16 protein-coding genes and 1 riboswitch are annotated in these 18,820 nt (G+C 44.1%); of the genes, 9 read left to right on the top strand and 7 right to left on the bottom strand.

Translation table 11 applies throughout. The annotated features are described in order from the left end of the window. Positions 1–163 precede the first annotated feature (163 nt). The 3 genes from F0249_RS15700 to F0249_RS15690 are packed head-to-tail and all read left to right on the top strand — an operon-like array spanning position 164 to position 6,011. On the top strand, positions 164–1,876 hold the full coding sequence (locus F0249_RS15700; protein ID WP_171757153.1) for an autotransporter assembly complex family protein: 1,713 nt from the start codon (positions 164–166) through the stop codon (positions 1,874–1,876). Further along, the gene (locus F0249_RS15695) at positions 1,873–5,646 is read left to right on the top strand and encodes a translocation/assembly module TamB domain-containing protein (RefSeq protein WP_171757152.1); all 3,774 of its coding nucleotides are present in this window, start codon (positions 1,873–1,875) and stop codon (positions 5,644–5,646) included. The genes F0249_RS15700 and F0249_RS15695 overlap by 4 nt, the downstream gene beginning before the upstream one ends. Positions 5,647–5,666: 20 nt before the next feature. Continuing rightward, positions 5,667–6,011 carry a gamma-glutamylcyclotransferase gene (locus tag F0249_RS15690; RefSeq protein ID WP_171757151.1) on the top strand — a complete coding sequence of 115 codons (345 nt, stop codon included), beginning with the start codon at positions 5,667–5,669 and terminating at the stop codon, positions 6,009–6,011. Positions 6,012–6,137: 126 nt separating this feature from the next. Here F0249_RS15690 and fbp read toward each other — a convergent pair whose 3' ends face one another. Then, a complete protein-coding gene (gene fbp / locus F0249_RS15685) occupies positions 6,138–7,151 on the bottom strand; it encodes a class 1 fructose-bisphosphatase (protein WP_017051472.1) in 1,014 nt (337 codons plus the stop codon). A 256-nt stretch (positions 7,152–7,407) separates the two neighbouring features. Between fbp and mpl the strand changes: the two genes are divergently transcribed. The 5 genes from mpl to thiQ all read left to right on the top strand — a co-directional run bounded on the left by mpl (position 7,408) and on the right by thiQ (position 13,110). Continuing rightward, positions 7,408–8,760 carry a UDP-N-acetylmuramate:L-alanyl-gamma-D-glutamyl-meso-diaminopimelate ligase gene (mpl, locus tag F0249_RS15680; protein ID WP_113795497.1) on the top strand — a complete coding sequence of 451 codons (1,353 nt, stop codon included), beginning with the start codon at positions 7,408–7,410 and terminating at the stop codon, positions 8,758–8,760. Positions 8,761–8,915: 155 nt separating this feature from the next. Then, complete coding sequence (locus F0249_RS15675; protein ID WP_171757150.1) at positions 8,916–9,557, top strand: flavin prenyltransferase UbiX; 642 nt, start codon at positions 8,916–8,918, stop codon at positions 9,555–9,557. Positions 9,558–9,595: 38 nt separating this feature from the next. After that, a riboswitch (TPP riboswitch) is annotated at positions 9,596–9,716 on the top strand. 55 nt (positions 9,717–9,771) lie between these two features. Continuing rightward, positions 9,772–10,764, top strand: a complete 993-nt coding sequence (thiB, locus tag F0249_RS15670) for a thiamine ABC transporter substrate binding subunit (protein ID WP_171757149.1) — start codon at positions 9,772–9,774, stop codon at positions 10,762–10,764. Between the two features lie 22 nt (positions 10,765–10,786). After that, positions 10,787–12,409, top strand: coding sequence for a thiamine/thiamine pyrophosphate ABC transporter permease ThiP (gene thiP / locus F0249_RS15665; RefSeq protein WP_113795501.1), 1,623 nt, complete (start codon positions 10,787–10,789; stop codon positions 12,407–12,409). After that, positions 12,406–13,110: a thiamine ABC transporter ATP-binding protein gene (gene thiQ, locus F0249_RS15660; protein ID WP_171757148.1), complete on the top strand. Its 705-nt coding sequence runs from the start codon at positions 12,406–12,408 to the stop codon at positions 13,108–13,110. Before thiP ends, thiQ begins: the two co-directional genes overlap by 4 nt. Before the next feature lie 135 nt (positions 13,111–13,245). On the opposite strand, the gene yjgA is transcribed toward thiQ, so the two are convergent. Further along, positions 13,246–13,776: a ribosome biogenesis factor YjgA gene (gene yjgA / locus F0249_RS15655; RefSeq protein ID WP_113795504.1), complete on the bottom strand. Its 531-nt coding sequence runs from the start codon at positions 13,774–13,776 to the stop codon at positions 13,246–13,248. A 119-nt stretch (positions 13,777–13,895) separates the two neighbouring features. Here yjgA and pmbA point away from each other — a divergent pair, with 119 nt between their 5' ends. Then, positions 13,896–15,239, top strand: a complete 1,344-nt coding sequence (pmbA, locus tag F0249_RS15650) for a metalloprotease PmbA (RefSeq protein WP_171757147.1) — start codon at positions 13,896–13,898, stop codon at positions 15,237–15,239. Between the two features lie 113 nt (positions 15,240–15,352). Here the strand turns inward: pmbA and mgtE are convergent, their stop codons facing one another. The 5 genes from mgtE to hpf form a co-directional block, all read right to left on the bottom strand. Beyond that, positions 15,353–16,708, bottom strand: a complete 1,356-nt coding sequence (gene mgtE / locus F0249_RS15645) for a magnesium transporter (RefSeq protein ID WP_113795506.1) — start codon at positions 16,706–16,708, stop codon at positions 15,353–15,355. A 188-nt stretch (positions 16,709–16,896) separates the two neighbouring features. Beyond that, positions 16,897–17,172 (bottom strand): HPr family phosphocarrier protein, encoded by a 276-nt coding sequence (locus tag F0249_RS15640; protein ID WP_017051737.1) that lies wholly within the window; start codon positions 17,170–17,172, stop codon positions 16,897–16,899. An 8-nt stretch (positions 17,173–17,180) separates the two neighbouring features. After that, a complete protein-coding gene (gene rapZ, locus F0249_RS15635) occupies positions 17,181–18,038 on the bottom strand; it encodes an RNase adapter RapZ (RefSeq protein WP_017051736.1) in 858 nt (285 codons plus the stop codon). After that, complete coding sequence (gene ptsN, locus F0249_RS15630; RefSeq protein WP_113795510.1) at positions 18,029–18,511, bottom strand: PTS IIA-like nitrogen regulatory protein PtsN; 483 nt, start codon at positions 18,509–18,511, stop codon at positions 18,029–18,031. The genes rapZ and ptsN overlap by 10 nt, the downstream gene beginning before the upstream one ends. A 2-nt stretch (positions 18,512–18,513) precedes the next feature. Beyond that, on the bottom strand, positions 18,514–18,801 hold the full coding sequence (hpf, locus tag F0249_RS15625) for a ribosome hibernation promoting factor (RefSeq protein ID WP_017051734.1): 288 nt from the start codon (positions 18,799–18,801) through the stop codon (positions 18,514–18,516). Positions 18,802–18,820 lie beyond the last annotated feature (19 nt).

The raw sequence follows: 18,820 nt of genomic DNA, 5'->3' as shown, positions 1-18,820 counted from the left end.
AATGTCATGTCAGTAGAATGAAATCTGGAGAGAAAAATAGAGGTTTTATTTATAGAAACAGACCGAAGAACCCTCTGTTTTATTACAGACTTAAAGAGAATTTAGCGTTATTATTTTAGTTAATTGATTTTACTTTTCATTAACGTGGTTCATCCAATTAAACATGATAAGAAAAACATTACTAGTATTGATTAGCCTTTTGATTCTCTCAACGAATGCAATGGCGAATGTCTCTTTAGAGATTAAAGGTTTAAAAGGTGCGTTAGAAGATAATGTCGATGCGTATTTATCTTCAATTCCAGAAGAGGACTACTCCATTTCGTTGCGCTTTCAATCTCGCATTGAAACCAGTGTTCGTGATGCCTTAAATGCTTTAGGTTACTACCATTCAACCATCAACTTTACCGTGCCTAAAGGGGATAAAAAGCTCATCGCGACGGTAGCGTTGGGAGAGCCCGTCACCATTTTTAGTAGCGACATCGTGATCTCAGGAGAAGCGGAAAATGACCCTGACTTTTTGGCCTTGGTTGCGAATTCAAAGTTAAAGCTGGGAGCGGTGTTAAACCATGGTGATTATGATGGCCTTAAATCAAGCATACGAAATCTGGCTTTGCAGAAAGGCTACTTCGATGCGGATTATAAGGTAAGTCGCTTAGAAGTGGTGCCGGAATTAAATCGCGCCTACGTAAAACTTCATTATGAAAGTGGTATTCGCTATCACTTTGGTTCTACCCAGATTAATGGCAGTCAGATAGAAGAGGTGCGAGTTCAATCGCTACAGCCTTATGAGACGGGAGAACCCTACTTGGTATCTAAAGTCGGCGCATTTAATCAATCCTTGTCTAATACCGATTGGTTTTCATCTGTCTTTGTTGAACCGGATCTCACCTCGTTAGGTAAAGATCGAGATTTACCCATGAAGGTGTCATTAGCGCCACAAGCCAAAAATCAAATTGAAACGGGTATTGGTTATTCAACCGATGTCGGTGTCCGCGGAACATTGAAATGGAAAAAGCCGTGGGTAAATCGTTACGGGCATAGTTTTGATAGCAGTTTGTCTTTGTCTGTGCCTGAACAAACCATTACCGCAGGTTATAAAATCCCACTTGAAGACGTGCTTCATGATTACTATCGCATCCAATATGGAATGAAGAATGTCGATACTCGAGATACGGTAAGTTTAGAATCGAATCTGGCAGTCGAAAGGCACTGGCTGCTGGATAATGGTTGGCACAGAACGCTATTTGTCCGTTACTTGATTGAAAATTATGAGCAAGGTTTACAAGATGATGTTGGGCGATTCTTGCTATCTGGCATGTCGTTTTCGCGCAGTCGTAGTCGAGGCGGAGTGATGCCGATGTGGGGCGATAAACAGAGTATTACTTTTGAATATGGCGATGATCAACTGCTATCGGAAACTCGTGTATTTAGGTTGCAAGGGCGTACGTCTTGGATCCGCGGGGTAGGTGAAAACCACCGAGGCTTACTTCGTTTAGAAGGGGGAGGTAACTTTGCGGATGAGTTTGATTCACTATCGCCTTCATTGCGTTTCTTTGCTGGTGGTGACAATAATTTGCGTGGCTATAAGTATGAATCTATCTCTCCAAAAGATGAAAGTAATGCTTTAACCGGGGCGAAATATATTGCGACCAGCACCTTAGAGTACCAATACCGAGTGGTGGGGAATTGGTGGGCAGCGACGTTTGTTGATTACGGTGATGCTTTCAACAATACACCAGATTGGAAAACAGGTGTGGGTGTCGGGGTTAGATGGGTTTCTCCTGTTGGCCCAGTTCGTCTTGATTTCGCATGGGGGTTAGATGAAACGCCCGGTGACGAATTCCAAGTTCACTTTACCTTAGGGCCAGAATTATGATTAAGGTGATGTTTAAGTGGACAAAATGGCTTTCGATGAGCGCATTGAGTCTACTGCTGTTACTCACTCTTTTTATTGCCATATTACTGTTTACCAATTCAGGGCTAAAACTCACCATTTGGGGGGCACAAAAAGCGTTACCTCAACTCAGTGTTGAATCAACTGAGGGAGCTTTGTTTCCTAGGTTCAGTCTTAATAATGTCCGTTTTGTTGATGATAGCTTGCATATCGACGCTCAATTACAGCAACTGACTTTAGCCGTAAAGGCGCAATGCTTTTTTGACCCTTCACTATGTATTGATGAAATAGCACTTCAAGGGTTATCGCTGAATTTGTCTGAATTGCCTCCCTCGTCGTCGGAAGAGCCTTCGAAGGAGCCGTTAACCTCTATTGCCGTTCCTCTGCCAATTAACATTAAGCGTATTGAATTGCTTGATATTGATCTGAATATTTTAGGCAATAAAGTGGACTGGCAACACTTCTCTACGAGCCTGTCTATGCAGGGAGACAGACTCGCGATAGGCCGCACTCGCCTTGAGACGATTAATGTTCAATTAGCGAAAGGACCTGAAGATAAGCCTGTCGAGCCTAAGGCGGTGAGTGTAGAAGAGATAAAATCGGAAGTGGAAAAAACAGCGATCAAATTGCCAGAAGTTTGGATCCCATTGAAAGTGGATCTCAAACGGTTTGATCTTTCTAGTTTTACCTTGATCCAGGACTCGCCAGTCAATGTCACCCATCTGGGGCTGGAAGCAAAAGCAGGTGAGCACTCGGTCGTCCTCAACACTCTTGAACTCGATATGCCGCAAATTAAAGCAAGTGCACAGGCAGAAGTGGAGTTAAAAGAAGATTACCCATTGAATTTAACTCTGGATGCTCTACTTAAAGAGACCGAACTAAAAGGGCAGAAACTCTCTTTAGAAGCTTCAGGAAGTGTAGGAGAACTGACCTTTTCGAGTCAGTTTTCTGGTGTGATTGATGCGCTATTGTCTGGTGACATTAAGCCACTTGAATCAACGTTACCTTTTGATCTTCGACTTTCTGAGGGGAAAGCTCAGTGGCCGCTATCTGGAAAAAGCGACTACCAAGTGACGATAGATCAGCTTAAAACGCAAGGTTCTTTAGAGGGCTATTCTTTACTGCTTGATACTCAAATCTCTGGCAAAGACATTCCCGAAATGAAGGTCAACCTCAATGGCAAAGGCACACTGAGCGAGATCGATCTTGATTCGATTGCGATCAAAACACTTGGCGGTGACCTGGACGGTAAAGTGATGGCAAATTGGACATCACCCATCAATTGGAAAGCGGATTTGAGCTTTAGTGATATTAAGCCAGGTTTACAATGGAAAGAAGCAGAAGGGTCATTAAGCGGCAAGTTGGTAACACTTGGTGCTTTAACGCCAGAGGGTGGTTGGAAAATAGAATTGCCGAGTTTGAATGTTGATGGGGTTTTGCGGCATTACCCACTCAATATTGTCGGGCAGTTGAAAGCATCGGATGTGACAGGCAAAGGTGCACTCAAAGTTCAAACCAATGGGTTGTCTTTATCTCATGGTCCCAATTCGGTTAGTGCAAAAGGTTTGTTAGATAAAAACTGGCGTATGGATGTTCAGTTGAACTTCCCTAACTTTGCTAAATCGCTTCCTGAACTCAGTGGCAACATGCAAGGTGGTTTGAAACTACGTGGCGAACTAAAAGAGCCTGAAGTTGAATTGGATATCAATGTCGACAATGTTCAGTGGCAACAACTGATGGGCTTACAGCACTTATCTCTATCTGGCCGTGTAAAACCATTACCGCAACCTAAAGCGAATATCCAACTGCTTGCCCGTCATCTTTCCTATGAAGATAAGCTTGTCGATAGCGTAAAGTTGGATCTTTCGGGGACTCAGGATGCTCACCAACTCGTGCTCGATGTGGCTTCAAATATTGTCTCTACCAGCTTGGCACTTTCGGGTTCATTTAACGATAAGCCGAAAATGGAATGGAGTGGGGTGTTACAAAGGGTTCTCGTGAGTAGCGAACAAGGGCCGTGGGAGCTCGACCATGCCGTGAAGTTAGGGTTTGATATCGACAATAAACAAGCTTCTGTGCAAGCGCATTGTTGGACACAATCAAAATCGAAAGTCTGCTTAACGAAAGATATGCAAGCTGGGGAATCGGGTGAGGCGAGTTTAGCTATTCAACAGTTTGATTTTGAGCAAGTAAAGCAATTTATCCCAGAAAAAACAGAGGTTGATGGGAAGGTGAATGCCACTGCCTGGGCGAAGTGGGCTCCAGAGAAAGCACCAGAATTGACTGTCGAAGTGGAGATGCCAAAAGGTCAAGTGACTCAAACGTTAGAGCAACCGATCGTGGTCGGTTGGGATTCAATAGGTTTACAAATGGCACTAAAGGATAACCAACTGCAAGCTAAGTGGTTATTGGATATGACGGATAATGGTGATATTTCCGGTCATTTAGCGCTACCAGATGTTCAAGCGGAAGATAAGCTTGTGGATGCCGAGCTTAATTTATCTACCTTTAATCTTGATTTCCTTCAACCACTGGTCGGTGACTATAGTTTATTGAAAGCGAATCTAGAAACGAACCTTGCACTGAGCGGGCCATTAATGCATCCGAAAGTGAAGGGAAAACTCATCGTTGATGACATGGTATTAAAAGGGGATGTGTCGCCTATCGATGTCAATTCAGGTCGCCTTGCCATTGATTTCATGGGTTACCAAGCCAAGTTAGATGCCGATATTATTACCCCTGATGGCGACTTAAATATCGCAGGTACTGGAGACTGGCAAGATTTAAAAGATTGGCATACCAATATTCGAGTATTTGCCGAGCAGTTGAAGGTCGATATGCCGCCTATGGTGAAGATTAAATTAGTACCGGATATGACGATTGATGTGAGCCCTAAGTTAGCGAAGATCACAGGAAGCATTGCTCTACCTTGGGGACGAATTGTTGTAGAAGAGTTGCCACAAAGTGCGGTGGGTATATCAAAAGATCAGGTGATTTTGAATAAAGATCTACAACCAGTCGATGAAGCTACCCCTATTCCTTTTGATGTTGAAACGGACATCAATATTTCGATAGGTGATGATTTTCTACTCTCCGCATTTGGACTTGAAGGCGGTTTGATCGGTCAACTTAATGTGGCACAAAAAGATAAAGGTCCATTTGTGACTGGTGAGATCAATATAGCCAACGGGTCTTACCGATCTTTTGGGCAAGACTTATTGATTAAACAGGGCAAAATTTTGATGAATGGCCCGGTTGATGAGCCTTATGTATCGATTAAAGCGATCCGTAACCCAGATAATACGCAGGATAAAGTGACTGCGGGTGTGAAAGTCTCTGGGCCTGCCAGCGAACCCGTTGTTGAGATTTTTTCAGATCCAGCAATGCCTCAAGCTAATGCCTTGTCATACCTGCTGCGTGGACAAAACATTGATGGAGAATCTGGAGGTAACGCCATGACCACGACGTTAATTGGTTTAAGTTTAGCGAAGAGTGGCCAAATCGTAGGCGAGCTTGGCGAAGCCTTTGGTGTACAAGATTTACAGCTGGATACCGCAGGCTCAGGTGATGACTCACAAGTGACGGTTAGTGGTTATATTTTACCGGGTCTCCAAGTGAAATATGGCGTGGGTATTTTTAACTCGCTTGGTGAATTTACTGTGCGTTATCGTTTGATGCAGGATTTATATGTCGAAGCCGTTTCTGGGCTTGATAGCGCAGTGGATCTTCTTTATCAGTTTGAATTCAATTAAGTAATAAAGTGGTATTGGGTATGACGCATCTCGTTTTTGTTTACGGCACATTACGTAAAAATGAATCGAACCATTTCTATCTAGATGATGCCGAATTTATCGGAAATTTTACAACGCCACCAAACTTCGCCCTGTTTGACTTGGGGCGATACCCCGCAATTATTGAAGGAAAGCAATGTATCGTCGGTGAGGTTTATGCGATTAACGATGACATTTTAGAGCAGCTTGATCGTTTAGAAGATATCCCTATTGAGTATCGAAGAGAATCAATCAATACACCTTTTGGGTTGGCATGGGCCTACCTCTATCAAGATACTCGCCAGCTGCGTAAATCGATAGAATCAGGAGATTGGTGCCTGCGTTAAGTGAAAACTGATTGGCTGTTTTCCTCTTTAATTTTGCCTTTCTCTTTAAATACAAAAGCGCTGAATTAATCAGCGCTTTGACGTCTACTTTTCGTTGAGACTGATAGAAGATAAATCCATCAAAAGTTAGTCTTGGTTTAACTCAAGAAACTCTTCAACTTTGTTAACCATGCTTGGAGAGCCAACAAAGAAGGGCACACGTTCATGCAGTTCTGTTGGTTTTAGGTCCATGATGCGATTAACGCCATCAGATGCTAGACCGCCAGCTTGCTCCATGATGAAAGCGATTGGGTTGCACTCATACAGCAAACGTAGCTTACCTTTCGGATGGCTTTGTGTGCTCGGGTACATGTAAATTCCGCCCTTAAGCAGGTTGCGGTGAAAGTCTGCGACTAATGAACCAATGTAGCGAGAGGTGTATGGGCGACCATCTTCTGGCACATCTTCTTGGCAAAACTTAATATATTTTTTAACGCCTGTTGGGAAGCGAATATAGTTGCCTTCATTGATCGAATAGATCTTACCATTATCTGGGATCATCATGTTTTCATGAGATAGACAGAAAGTGCCTAGCGATGGATCGTAAGTGAAACCATTTACGCCTTTACCTGTGGTGTAAACCAACATGGTTGATGAACCGTAAATGACGTAACCTGCAGCCACTTGTTTGTTGCCTGGCTGTAAGAAATCTTCTTGAGTCGGTGGTGTTCCGATTGGAGATACTCGGCGATAAATCGAGAAAATAGTTCCAACAGATACGTTCACATCAATATTTGAAGAGCCGTCTAGCGGATCCATCAATACGACGTATTTAGCGTTTTTGTTTAGTTCTTTATTAAAAGCAACCGCTTCATCTTCTTCTTCACTGGCGACACCACAAACTTGATCGCGGGCTTCTAGCGCCGCTTTAAATTTATCGTTCGCGTAAAGATCGAGTTTTTGTTGCTCTTCACCTTGGACGTTTTCAGTGCCGACAGCACCAGTAATACTATCAACTAATCCTGCTTTATTAATTTCGCGGTTTACAATTTTAGCAGCAAGACGAATTGAAGATAAAAGAGACGAAAGATCACCGCTTGCGTGGGGGAAGTCAGCTTGCTTTGCAACAATAAACTCACCAAGGGTGCGTAAATCAGACATGTTATTTCCTTAACGTTCTCTGAATCATGTGGGGGATTTTTTTCGATGCGTAAGCGATTGCCTCTTGATGGACTTTACGACCTAAGCATCTAACAAATAGTGTAAATGTTGGATCTTATTAATGGTAATGAAGTAACCGACACAGATCTCACTTCAAATGTCGAGCTCAGAAGTTTTGCAAACAATCTCGCTTTTCCCCGTCTATTCATGGTAAGAAATGAGTTAGTTTCGTTTTGTCTATTTTTGGAAGAGAATTATGCATATTCATATCTTGGGTATTTGCGGTACCTTCATGGGTGGCGCTGCCATTTTAGCCCGTCAATTAGGCCACAAGGTCACTGGTTGCGATGCCAATGTTTATCCTCCAATGAGCACTTTGCTCGAATCTCAAGGTGTGGAAATAATCGAAGGGTTTGACCCTGCTCAATTGGAGCCCCGTCCAGATTTAGTGGTGATCGGTAATGCGATGAGCCGTGGTAATCCTTGTGTCGAATATGTATTAGACAACAACTTAAGGTACACCTCTGGGCCTCAATGGTTACAAGAGTTCTTATTGCATGATCGTTGGGTATTGGCTGTCTCTGGTACGCACGGAAAAACGACCACGTCGAGCATGTTGGCGTGGATCTTAGAAGATTGTGGTTACGCTCCGGGTTTTTTAGTCGGTGGTGTATTAGGTAACTTTGATCAATCAGCTCGCTTAGGCGAAAGCATGTTTTTTGTGGTTGAAGCGGATGAGTACGACAGTGCCTTTTTTGATAAGCGATCTAAGTTTGTCCACTACCACCCAAGAACCTTAGTGATGAATAACTTAGAGTTTGATCATGCGGATATTTTTGATGATCTAGAGGCGATCAAGCGTCAATTCCACCACTTAGTGAGAACCGTTCCGAGCAATGGGCGTATTTTCTCACCAAAACAAGATGCTGCGATTCATGACGTACTTGATCGTGGTTGCTGGAGCGAACAAGAGAGCAGTGGCCTAGGCGGAGAGTGGCAAGCCGAGAAAATCGTTAACGACGGATCGGAATTTAATGTGCTTTTCCAAGGTGAGTTAGCCGGCCGTGTTAAGTGGGATCTTGTTGGCGATCATAATGTCGATAATGCCCTAATGGCGATTGCCGCGGCGAGACATGTCGGCGTTACCCCTGATCTTGCGTGCGAATCTTTGGCCAAGTTTATCAATACTAAACGCCGTTTAGAGCTAAAAGGGGAGATCAATGGAGTCACCGTATATGACGATTTTGCACACCACCCAACCGCGATTGAACTGACGTTGGGCGGCCTGCGTAACAAAGTGGGTGACAGTAAAATTATTGCGGTATTAGAGCCTCGTTCAGCAACCATGAAGCGAGGCGTACACAAAGAAACACTCGCCGCCTCGCTAGCGAAAGCGGATTCCGTTTATCTATATCAACCGGATAATATCGCGTGGTCGGTTCAAGATGTGGCTGAGCAGTGCACTCAACCTGCTTTTACTAGTGCTGAGATGTCGGAGTTTGTGGCTAAAATTGCCGCTGAAGCTAAGCCGGGCGATCAAATTCTAGTGATGAGTAATGGTGGCTTTGAAGGGATACACGACAAGTTGATTGCTGCATTGTCTGTTTAATTCGTCTGCTCCTATTTGTTAAGTAGCTATGATTGGTAGAGTAGGAATGACACTCTTATTGATGAAATAGCCGTAGGCGAGTATTCTTCGCCATCATTAAATTTACTCATGGATTCGCTTTTGGCTGATCCATATGAGTTTAGTATGGGATAGTTATGGCACCTTGTGACTCGAAAACCATCACTCTTGCATTCACTGGCGCGTCTGGTGCGCCTTACGGATTAAGACTGCTAGAGTGTTTACTTGCGGCGGATTATCACGTCTATTTATTGATCTCTTCGGCTGCGCGAGTGGTTATGGCGACAGAGCACGATCTCAAGCTTCCTAGTGGACCTGATGCTGCAAAAACAGCGCTAGTAAAGCATTTGAATTGCGATGCTGAAAAGCTAACCGTATGTGGCAAAGATGACTGGTTCTCTCCAGTTGCATCGGGTTCTGCGGCACCTAAAAAAATGGTGGTATGCCCTTGTTCAGCAGGAAGCGTGGCCGCGATTGCACATGGAATGTCTGATAATCTGATAGAAAGAGCAGCAGATGTGGTGATGAAAGAGCGTGGGCAACTGTTGTTGGTGGTGCGTGAAACCCCATTTTCAACTCTGCATTTAGAAAATATGCATAAGCTTTCGACCATGGGTGTCACTATCATGCCTGCGGCTCCAGGTTTTTATCATCAACCTAAAACCATTGAAGATCTCATCGATTTCATGGTGGCACGAGTGCTTGATCATCTTAGTATTGAGCAAGGTCTAGTGCCTCGTTGGGGTTATGATCAGCGAGTTGTGAAGTCTGAATCTTGATCCTTATGGCTTATTGATCTAATTACCATTACAATTCGACTTACTCATCGGGGGGCCAGTCATTCATTTTGTGGATGATCAGCTGAGATCAAGCATCTGCTTGGGACCCGTAAACCTGAACCGGATAATGCCGGCGTAGGAATTGAGTTTGGAGCAACCTTTTCGTATTCCTCCCTCAAGTCCTGTGTCGTACCTACTACAAGGAAAGCGAACAGTGAAAACCACTCTAACCGCAGTAGCACTTGCTACCATCACCTCTTTTTCGGCGTCTGCCGCTGATAACACACTGACTATTTATACTTATGACTCTTTTGCATCAGAGTGGGGCCCGGGCCCGGCTGTTGAGAAAGCATTTGAATCAAAGTGTGGTTGTGACGTGAATTTTGTCGCGCTTGATGATGGAGTGTCGATCTTAAATCGTCTGCGTCTTGAAGGCTCAAATACCAAAGCGGATATCGTATTGGGTTTGGACAACAACTTAATGGTAGAAGCGAAGAAAACCGGTTTATTGACCGAGCATCAGGTTGATACCTCTTCTGTTGCTTTGCCAAAAGGTTGGACAGATACGACGTTTGTTCCTTATGACTTCGGTTACTTTGCCTTTGTATACAACACTGAGAAATTGGCTAATCCACCGAAAAGCTTGAAAGAGCTGGTGGAGCAACGTGATGACTTGAAAGTGATTTATCAAGACCCGCGAACTTCAACTCCGGGCCAAGGTTTGATGCTGTGGATGAAGTCTGTTTATGGCGACAATGCGAGTGATGCATGGAAAAAATTGGCTAAGAAAACGGTCACAGTAACGAAAGGTTGGTCTGAAGCTTACTCGATGTTCTTAGAGGGTGAGTCTGATTTAGTGCTCTCTTATACGACCTCTCCGGCTTACCATATTATTGCTGAAAATGAGACGAAGTATGCGACAGCGGATTTTGCAGAAGGGCATTACACTCAAGTTGAAGTCGCGGCAAAAGTGAAGGGCTCGAACAATGAAAAGCTGGCGAATGAGTTCATGAATTTCATTTTAAGTGATGACTTCCAATCGGTCATGCCTACCGGGAACTGGATGTACCCAGTTACAAATGTCGCCTTGCCAAAAGGGTTTGAAACACTCTCTTTACCAAAGCAAGCATTAAGCTTCAGTGCAGAAGAGGTGGCTGAAATGCGTAAGCCTTGGATCCGTGAATGGCAACATGCGCTCACTTTTTAATACTAATTAGTCAATAGAATTAATGAATTCAGTTCCTAAAGTTGGATTATGGGTCGCGATAGTTATCGCGACCTTTGTTCTTTGTGCTCTGGCTGCACTTTTTCAGTATGCGCCTTCGCTAGAGCTTTCTAGTGTTTGGTCTGATCCCTATTATCGTCATGTGACCAAATTTAGCTTTTATCAAGCCGGGCTCTCAACGTTACTGAGTGTCGGTTTTGCTATTCCTGTGGCGCACGCTCTGTTTCGTCGCCAGTTTTTTGGTCGTTCATTATTACTCAAATTATTCGCGTCAACATTGGTGTTACCAGTGCTGGTGGGGGTATTTGGCTTATTGGCGATCTATGGAAATAGTGGTTTACTTGCCAGCTTATTTGCGTGGTTTGAACATCAATTACCGTTTTCTATTTACGGCCTAAATGGCATTTTACTGGCGCATGTTTTCTTTAACCTGCCTTATGCTAGCCGTTTATTATTACAATCTTTAGATGCGGTTCCAGCCGAGCAACACAAGCTATGTGCTCACCTTGGAATGAGTCATTGGGATAAATTTAAGTGGGTTGAATGGCCTAGATTACGACAGCAACTTCCTCATGTGTGTGGCTTAGTGTTCATGCTCTGTTTTACTAGCTTTGCAACGGTGATGGCTCTAGGCGGCGGCCCCAAATCCACCACTATCGAACTGGCTATCTACCAAGCGATTAAGTTTGATTTTGATTTGCAATCTGGTGCGCTGCTGGCGGTATGGCAAATGCTGTTATGTGGAGTGTTATCGATGTCGATTCAACGCTTATCAAAACCAATATCGGTATCCAATGGACAGGTCAGTCGCAATACCTTTATGACTCGAGATTCGATGGCGGCTAAATGCTGGGATGGCTTTTGGATCATGGGTGTCTCAATGCTCGTATTACCTCCATTATTGATGGTGGTACTCAGTGGCATGAATGTGAAAGCGTTGTCGGTGTTGAGCGATATGAGCTTTTGGCTAGCCATGTTCTCTTCCCTTAAGATCGCCATCTTAGCCAGCGGGTTGTCATTGATCTCGGGGATGGCCATCCTATTGACGAGTCGAGCGTGGCGATTGCGTTCTCAAAGCTTGAAAGCCGATGGTATCGAACTGGTCGGGACGATTATTCTCGTGACGCCAGGGTTAGTCATTAGTACGGGGCTATTTTTACTATTGCGTAATGTCACGGACGTATTCAGCATTGCCCCGATGATTGTCATTGGCGTGAACAGTTTAATGGCGTTGCCATACGTGATTAAAACTCTATCTCAGCCTATGCTGCATATTGCGCAGCAGTACCAATTATTATGCCCAAGTCTTGGAATGAGTGGGTTCTCACGTTTTCGTCTTGTGGAGTGGCGAGCATTACGCAAGCCTATCGCTAATGCATTTGCGCTGAGTTTTATGCTGTCTGTTGGCGATTTAAGTGCGATAGCTCTTTTTGGTAGCCAAGAATTTAGAACCTTGCCTCTCTACCTTTTTCAGTTACTAGGCAGTTATCAAATGGAGGCTGCTGCCGTGGTCGCTTTGAGCTTATTACTGCTGTGCGTGGCGTGCTTCTCCATCATTGAACGTGCATTTCAAGTGACGCCTAAGGCGAAAAACTCCCGTCCACAGGCGGTTAAGGAATATTTATGATTCAGCTTTCAAATGTCCAATATGACTACCATCATGAAGGATTTGAATTTGACCTAATTGCGAAGCAAGGTTCTATTGTGGCGCTGATGGGGCCAAGTGGTGCTGGTAAATCAACGTTACTCAGTTTGGTTGCTGGTTTTATTGACCCAACCGATGGGGATATTCGTGTTGATGGGTCGTCTGTTCTCGGACAAGAACCTTACTTGCGACCACTTGCGATGTTGTTTCAAGAACACAACTTGTTTGCTCACTTGTCCGTTCGAGAGAATATTGGCCTAGGGCTTCATCCGGGGCTTAAATTGACCGCAGATCAAGTGAAGCAAGTGAATGATGCCGCCCTGCAAGTTGGTGTCGCTGACATGTTAGATCGCTTGCCTGAGCACTTATCGGGAGGGCAGAGACAGCGTGTCGCACTGGCGCGTTGTTTTGTACAGCCTCATCGAGTTTGGTTGTTAGATGAACCGTTTTCGGCGCTGGACCCGATTCTTCGTGCCGAAATGCTCAATCTTGTTAAACGACTTGCCGCAGAAAGAGAGATTACGGTTGTGATGGTGACGCACCATATTAGTGATGCCAAAGCCATTGCCAGCCATTTTGCATTCTTAGCTCAAGGTAAGGTGGTGTTGTGTGAGCCTATTGAAAACCTTAAGGCAACCCATGACAACAATATGTTGAGTGACTTTGTGAAAGCGGGGGAGTAGCAACCTGCCTTTCATTTCGCTTATTCGTCTTTATTGAGTCGAGGTGTTTTTTCTTCGCATTATGATTATGTTTCAGGCATAAAAAATGGCTGAACCTGTCAGCCATTTTATTGTATTCACTAAAGTGAAAGCGTATTAATCTTCACTTCCTTCGTGTAGCTCTTTTAGAACTTGGAAGATTTCACGTGAAGATTTCGGTGCTTTTTTCGCAGCCTTCTCTTTGTTTGCTTGACGAGCAAGCTGACGTAGACGTTGGCGATCCGCTGATGGGTATGTTTCCATCACGTCTGCGATAGCACTGTCACCGTTCTCAATAATACGATCACGAGTCTGTTCAAGCTTGTGCAATGTAGCCGTCGCTTGTGAGTGCTTGTTACGAACTTTATCAAGAGCTGCTTGAATCGGTTCAGGATCGACGAAACGCATCAACTTGCCAATATATTGTAGCTGGCGACGTCGAGCTTCATTTTTAAAGCGTTGCGCGTCCTTGATTGCTTCAGCAAGATCTTCCGTCAGTGGAAATTTAGCCAGTACTGATGGTTTTAGTGAGATTAACTCTTCACCTAAAACTTGCAGTGCTTCCATGTCTTCCTTCATCTCGGTTTTGCTGACCCAGATGATCTCTTCTTCTGGTTCCCAAGGCGCTTTTTGGTTTTTACGTGCCATGTTTGTATGCCTATATCACTATCTCAAACGAATATATCCCTATTTTAGCAAGAATCGTGGGGAGAAAGCGAAATTCTTGTTATCCTAATCAATATTGATAGCAAATAGTTAGATTGAATATGGATGTAAGACAGCAAGTCGCTCAACAACGCGTTGAGTTAGAAGCCGCAGTAGCAAAAGCTTTGGATATGGCAGCAGTCAGTGCAGATGCTGCAGAAGTCGCGATTACTAAGAGTACTGGACTTAGTGTTTCGACTCGTATGTGTGAAATCGAGAATGTTGAGTTTAATAGTGATGGTGCGCTAGGGATCACGGTTTATCGAGGTCAACGCAAAGGCAGCGCGTCTACATCCGATCTTAGCGAAAAAGCGATTCAACAGACGGTTGCAGCTGCACTTGATATTGCTCAGTACACTTCAGAAGACCCTTTTGCAGGCCCTGCACCTAAAGAATTGATGGTGAAAGAGATCCCAGATTTGGATCTGTTTCACCCTGATGAACCAAACCCTGATGCGGCGGCGGAAATTGCCATTGCAGCGGAACGCCAAGCTCTTGCTTACAGTGACAAAATTAAGCAAAGCGATGGTGCTAGCTATGACAGCCATTACGGTGTGAAAGTCTATGGCAACAGTCACGGATTATTAGCCAGCTATGCTTCAAGTCGTCACAGCACTAGTTGCTGTGTGATTGGCGAAGGCAAAAATGGTGAGATGGAGCGAGATTACAGTTATACCCTTGCTCGTCACCGCGATGATTTGTGGACGCCTGAGAGAGTAGGCCAAGAAGCCGCTGAAAAGACGGTCAGCCGATTAGATGCGAAAAAGCTGTCAACAGGTCAATACCCAGTGATGTTTGCTGCCGATGTAGCGACAGGCTTAATGGGGCACCTTGTTGGCGCGATCAGTGGTGGCAGTCTATATCGCAAAGCGTCATTCTTACAGGATCACTTAGGTAAAGAGATTTTACCGGGTTGGTTTAATGTATGTGAGAAACCGCATGTATTAAGAGGTTTAGCTTCAAGCCCTTTCGATAGCGAAGGTGTATTTACCCAAGATCTCGATATTATTACCGATGGTGTACTCTCTACTTACTTATTGACGAGCTACGCTGCGCGTAAAATGGATATGACGCCAACGGGTCATGCTGGTGGCATCCATAACTGGTTTGTGAAATCGACAGGTCAAAACTTTGAGCAGATGCTAAAAGAGTTAGGTACTGGTTTGTTCGTTACTGAAGTTATGGGCCAAGGTGTGAATACCGTTACTGGTGATTACTCTCGTGGCGCAGCAGGTTTCTGGGTTGAAAATGGTGAGCTTCAGTTCCCTGTGTCTGAAATTACGATTGCGGGTAATCTGAAAGATATGTTCAAGCAGATTGTCGCAGTGGGTAATGATGTGGAGACACGATCTCAAATCCAAACGGGTTCTATTCTACTCGAATCATTAAAAATTGCGGGTGAGTAACACGACTCTCGTGAGTGAGTGAAGATTAAAAAAGGGGTTGATGCATGTGCATTAACCCCTTTTTTTGATTGGTATCTTATTTCAATCGCATCATATCGAATTCGTGACTGCGCTTAGATAAGTATTGTGGCTAACCCTAAGAATACCGATAGACCGACCACATCGGTGACGGTTGTAAGCGCCATCCCGCCGGCAAGTGCTGGGTCGATATTCATTTTCTTGAGGAAGATTGGAATAGTGACCCCTGCAATTCCTGCCATGAGCAAGTTCGTCATCATCGCGGCTGAAATAATACCGCCAAGCATCCAATTGCCTTTCCAAGCCACGACAATCCCACCGATGATCAGCGCCCAAAGAATGCCGTTTAAAAAGCCAATTGCAGCTTCTTTAAATAGGAGTTCTCGTTTGTTACTGTCACCGATATGACCGAGTGCTAAACCGCGAATCACTAGTGCAACGGTTTGATTCCCGGCAACACCACCCATTGATGGAACAATGGTCATTAATACGGCAATGGCGGCCATTTGGTCTAGGGTCGCTTCAAACATATTGGAAACAGACGCAGCAGCAAGGGCGGCAAGGACATTTGCACCAAGCCATACGCTACGACGTCGTGCTGATTTTACGACAGGAGCAAAGGTATCTTCGTCATCATCCATACCCGCCATACTCATCATCGAGTGTTCGGCATCTTCACGGATAATATCAACCACATCATCGATGGTGATACGGCCAACGAGGTGTTGGTTTTCATCAACGACAGGAGCCGATACCCAATTACGTCGTTCAAACAGGCTGGCGACATCTGAGTCACTGGCATCAACCGAGATCGCTTCATCTGCATCATCCATCACCTCAGTAACAGGCACATCGGGTTGAGTTGTCAGCAGTGAAACTAATGATAAGTGGCCAATTAAACGCATTTCATCATCGATGACGTAGAGAGCATCCGTGGCTTCGGGTAATTCCCCCTTCATACGTAGATAACGTAATACCACATCTACATCGACGTCAGCACGAATCGTGATTACGTCGGTGTTCATGATCCCACCAGCGGTATCTTCTGGATAAGATAGAGCGGTTTCTACACGAGCACGATCAGCACTGTCCATTTGCGACAGTACTTCTTTTGACACTTTATCCGGTAAGCTACGAAGTACGTAAGCGACATCATCGGTATCCATGCCTTCAGTTGCTTCTGCAAGCGTCTCTGGGGCCATTTTGGATACGAGGCCATCTTTTACATCTTCGTTTAATTCATCAAGGATCTCACCATAATCTTCAGGATCGGTGAGTTGCCAAAGTACTTCACGACCTTTACGTGGAGAAGCTTCCAGCAGGTGAGCAATATCTTCGGGTTCCATGTCCTGAAGTTGGCGGCGGACATGAACAAAACGGCCATTTTCTAGCGCTTCACTAACTTCTTGGAGGGTTTGGTGAGCTTGGTCGAATTCTAATTGCTCTGCCATGGTTTCCTCCTAACTCGTTAAACTGATAATGGTTGGAATAGTAACTTAATTTTATGCTCAAACCACCTCAAAATACTTGTTTCTGCAAGAATTTATTGGCTTTCGGTTCGAGCGAAGATAAGTCTGTTTAAAAATAGAGGTGATATGGCTGAGATTCAATAATAAGTGCAGGAAAGATCTGTGAAAAATTATTCGCTTTCATCAAATTTATGTTCAATCAACTCACATACCGCATCAAGAGCTTGCTGAGCTTGACTGCCTTCACTATGAACGGTGATGTCTTGTCCTTGGGCGGACTCCAACATCAATAAACCCATTACGCTATCAGCGGTTGCGGTTTTATCTTCGTGATTATGAACGGTAATGATGGCATCAAAACTTTGCGCTAATTCAACCAGTTTTACTGCAGCTCGAGCGTGTAAACCTAGTCTATTTTGAATAAGAACCGTCTTGCTGAGTTTCATGCTATTCCCTATTTATTTTTTTCTAATGAGGCATGACGAATTTGAACTTGATGACCTAACTCTGAAAAATATTCCCCAATTTGTTGGGTGATATAGACTGAGCGATGCTTTCCTCCGGTACAACCAATCGCAACCGTGAGGTAGCTGCGGTTGTTTTTCTCAAGCATAGGTAACCAGTTCTCAATAAACTTTTGGATCTGTTGCTTGAGTTCAATCACTTCGGAATGGCTTTCTAAAAACGACTTTATGGGTGCATCTAAACCAGTAAATTGGCGTAAATCAGGTTCCCAGTGTGGGTTCGGTAAGAAGCGAACATCAAACACATAGTCTGCATCGCTAGGTAAGCCATATTTAAAACCAAAAGATTGAAATACCATGACTAAATCTTGGCGTTCTCGTCCTTCAATACGCATTCGTATCGTTTCACTTAAATCATAAAGTGATTGGTTAGTGCTATCTAAAACTAAGTCAGCTTGCTCTTTTAAGGGAGAGAGTATCGCCTTCTCACGCTGAATTGCTTGGATCAGGGATGGCTTATCATCATTGAGCGACAGAGGGTGTATCCGACGCGTTTCACTATAACGTTTTAATAATGTCTCTTCATTGGCATCCAGAAACAATACGCTTACGTCATTGTGAGGCTTCAACCTTTCTAGCGTTTCGGAAACAAGAGTGGGCTCTTTTGGTAAGTTTCGAATGTCGATACTTACAGCAACGTTCTGTTTGCCACTCTGCACTGAAGTTACAAACGCATCGAGTAAATTGACTGGAAGGTTATCAACGCAGTAATAACCAAGGTCTTCTAATACTCGTAATGCAACGCTTTTTCCCGCTCCAGATTGTCCACTTACTACAATTAAACGCACGGTGAATCCTGTTCGTTATTTGTTGAAGACGCTTGAGTCATGATGTTGTATAGCTCTTCGTCACTTTGAGCTTTACGTAATTGCTTTAATGTCTGTTTATCGTTTAAACGTTCTGCCATACATGAGAGGGTTTTTAGGTGCTCTTTACACTGTTCGTCAGGAACAAGAAGAGCAAAAAGAAGGTCGACAGGACGGTTATCAATGGCATCGAACTCAATCGGTTCTTGGCACTGAAGTAAGACAGCGATGGCTTTGTCACTTGAAAACATACGAGCATGGGGAATGGCGATCCCATTTCCGATGCCAGTACTGCCCATTTTTTCACGGCTGAGCATGCATTCAAAGAGTTCATGGGAGTTTTGGCCCGTGTATTCAGCCGCAATCTGACTGATCAGTTCTAGGGCTCTTTTTTTACTAGTACATTGAACTGCACTTTTTGTGCAGTTCAATGAAAGTACTTCGCTTAATTGCATGGTTAGTGACTACTTAGCTTTTCTTTGTGTTTATTAAGTTGGCGAACGAGTTTATCAACAAGTGAATCGATCGCGGCGTACATGTTTTCATCTTCAGCGGTAGCATGAATATCCCCAAGGTTAACATGGAGAGTCGCTTCAGCAATTTGAGTCACTTTTTCTACGCGTAATACTACGTGAACATTATTGATGTGATCAAAAAATCGCTCAAGTTTTTGAAACTTGGTTTGAACATAGTCTTGCATTGAATCGGTAAGATCAACGTGATGGCCTTTAATGGTGATTTGCATAGACTTTCCTTTTCAGTTA

The sequence above is a fragment of the Vibrio sp. 03-59-1 genome, assembly GCF_013114135.1.
Lineage (GTDB): Bacteria > Pseudomonadota > Gammaproteobacteria > Enterobacterales > Vibrionaceae > Vibrio > Vibrio cortegadensis.
The sequence above is the reverse complement of the archived record's forward strand: the minus strand, read 5'-3'. Positions and strand labels throughout refer to the sequence as shown.

Excerpts from the sequence above, each read along its gene's own strand:
- F0249_RS15700 (WP_171757153.1), top strand. The coding sequence starts at position 164 with ATGATAAGAAAAACATTACTAGTATTGATTAGCCTTTTGATTCTCTCA.
- F0249_RS15695 (WP_171757152.1), top strand. The coding sequence starts at position 1,873 with ATGATTAAGGTGATGTTTAAGTGGACAAAATGGCTTTCGATGAGCGCA.
- F0249_RS15690 (WP_171757151.1), top strand. The coding sequence starts at position 5,667 with ATGACGCATCTCGTTTTTGTTTACGGCACATTACGTAAAAATGAATCG.
- fbp (WP_017051472.1), bottom strand. The coding sequence starts at position 7,151 with ATGTCTGATTTACGCACCCTTGGTGAGTTTATTGTTGCAAAGCAAGCT.
- mpl (WP_113795497.1), top strand. The coding sequence starts at position 7,408 with ATGCATATTCATATCTTGGGTATTTGCGGTACCTTCATGGGTGGCGCT.
- F0249_RS15675 (WP_171757150.1), top strand. The coding sequence starts at position 8,916 with ATGGCACCTTGTGACTCGAAAACCATCACTCTTGCATTCACTGGCGCG.
- thiP (WP_113795501.1), top strand. The coding sequence starts at position 10,787 with ATGAATTCAGTTCCTAAAGTTGGATTATGGGTCGCGATAGTTATCGCG.
- thiQ (WP_171757148.1), top strand. The coding sequence starts at position 12,406 with ATGATTCAGCTTTCAAATGTCCAATATGACTACCATCATGAAGGATTT.
- yjgA (WP_113795504.1), bottom strand. The coding sequence starts at position 13,776 with ATGGCACGTAAAAACCAAAAAGCGCCTTGGGAACCAGAAGAAGAGATC.
- pmbA (WP_171757147.1), top strand. The coding sequence starts at position 13,896 with ATGGATGTAAGACAGCAAGTCGCTCAACAACGCGTTGAGTTAGAAGCC.
- mgtE (WP_113795506.1), bottom strand. The coding sequence starts at position 16,708 with ATGGCAGAGCAATTAGAATTCGACCAAGCTCACCAAACCCTCCAAGAA.
- F0249_RS15640 (WP_017051737.1), bottom strand. The coding sequence starts at position 17,172 with ATGAAACTCAGCAAGACGGTTCTTATTCAAAATAGACTAGGTTTACAC.
- ptsN (WP_113795510.1), bottom strand. The coding sequence starts at position 18,511 with ATGCAATTAAGCGAAGTACTTTCATTGAACTGCACAAAAAGTGCAGTT.
- hpf (WP_017051734.1), bottom strand. The coding sequence starts at position 18,801 with ATGCAAATCACCATTAAAGGCCATCACGTTGATCTTACCGATTCAATG.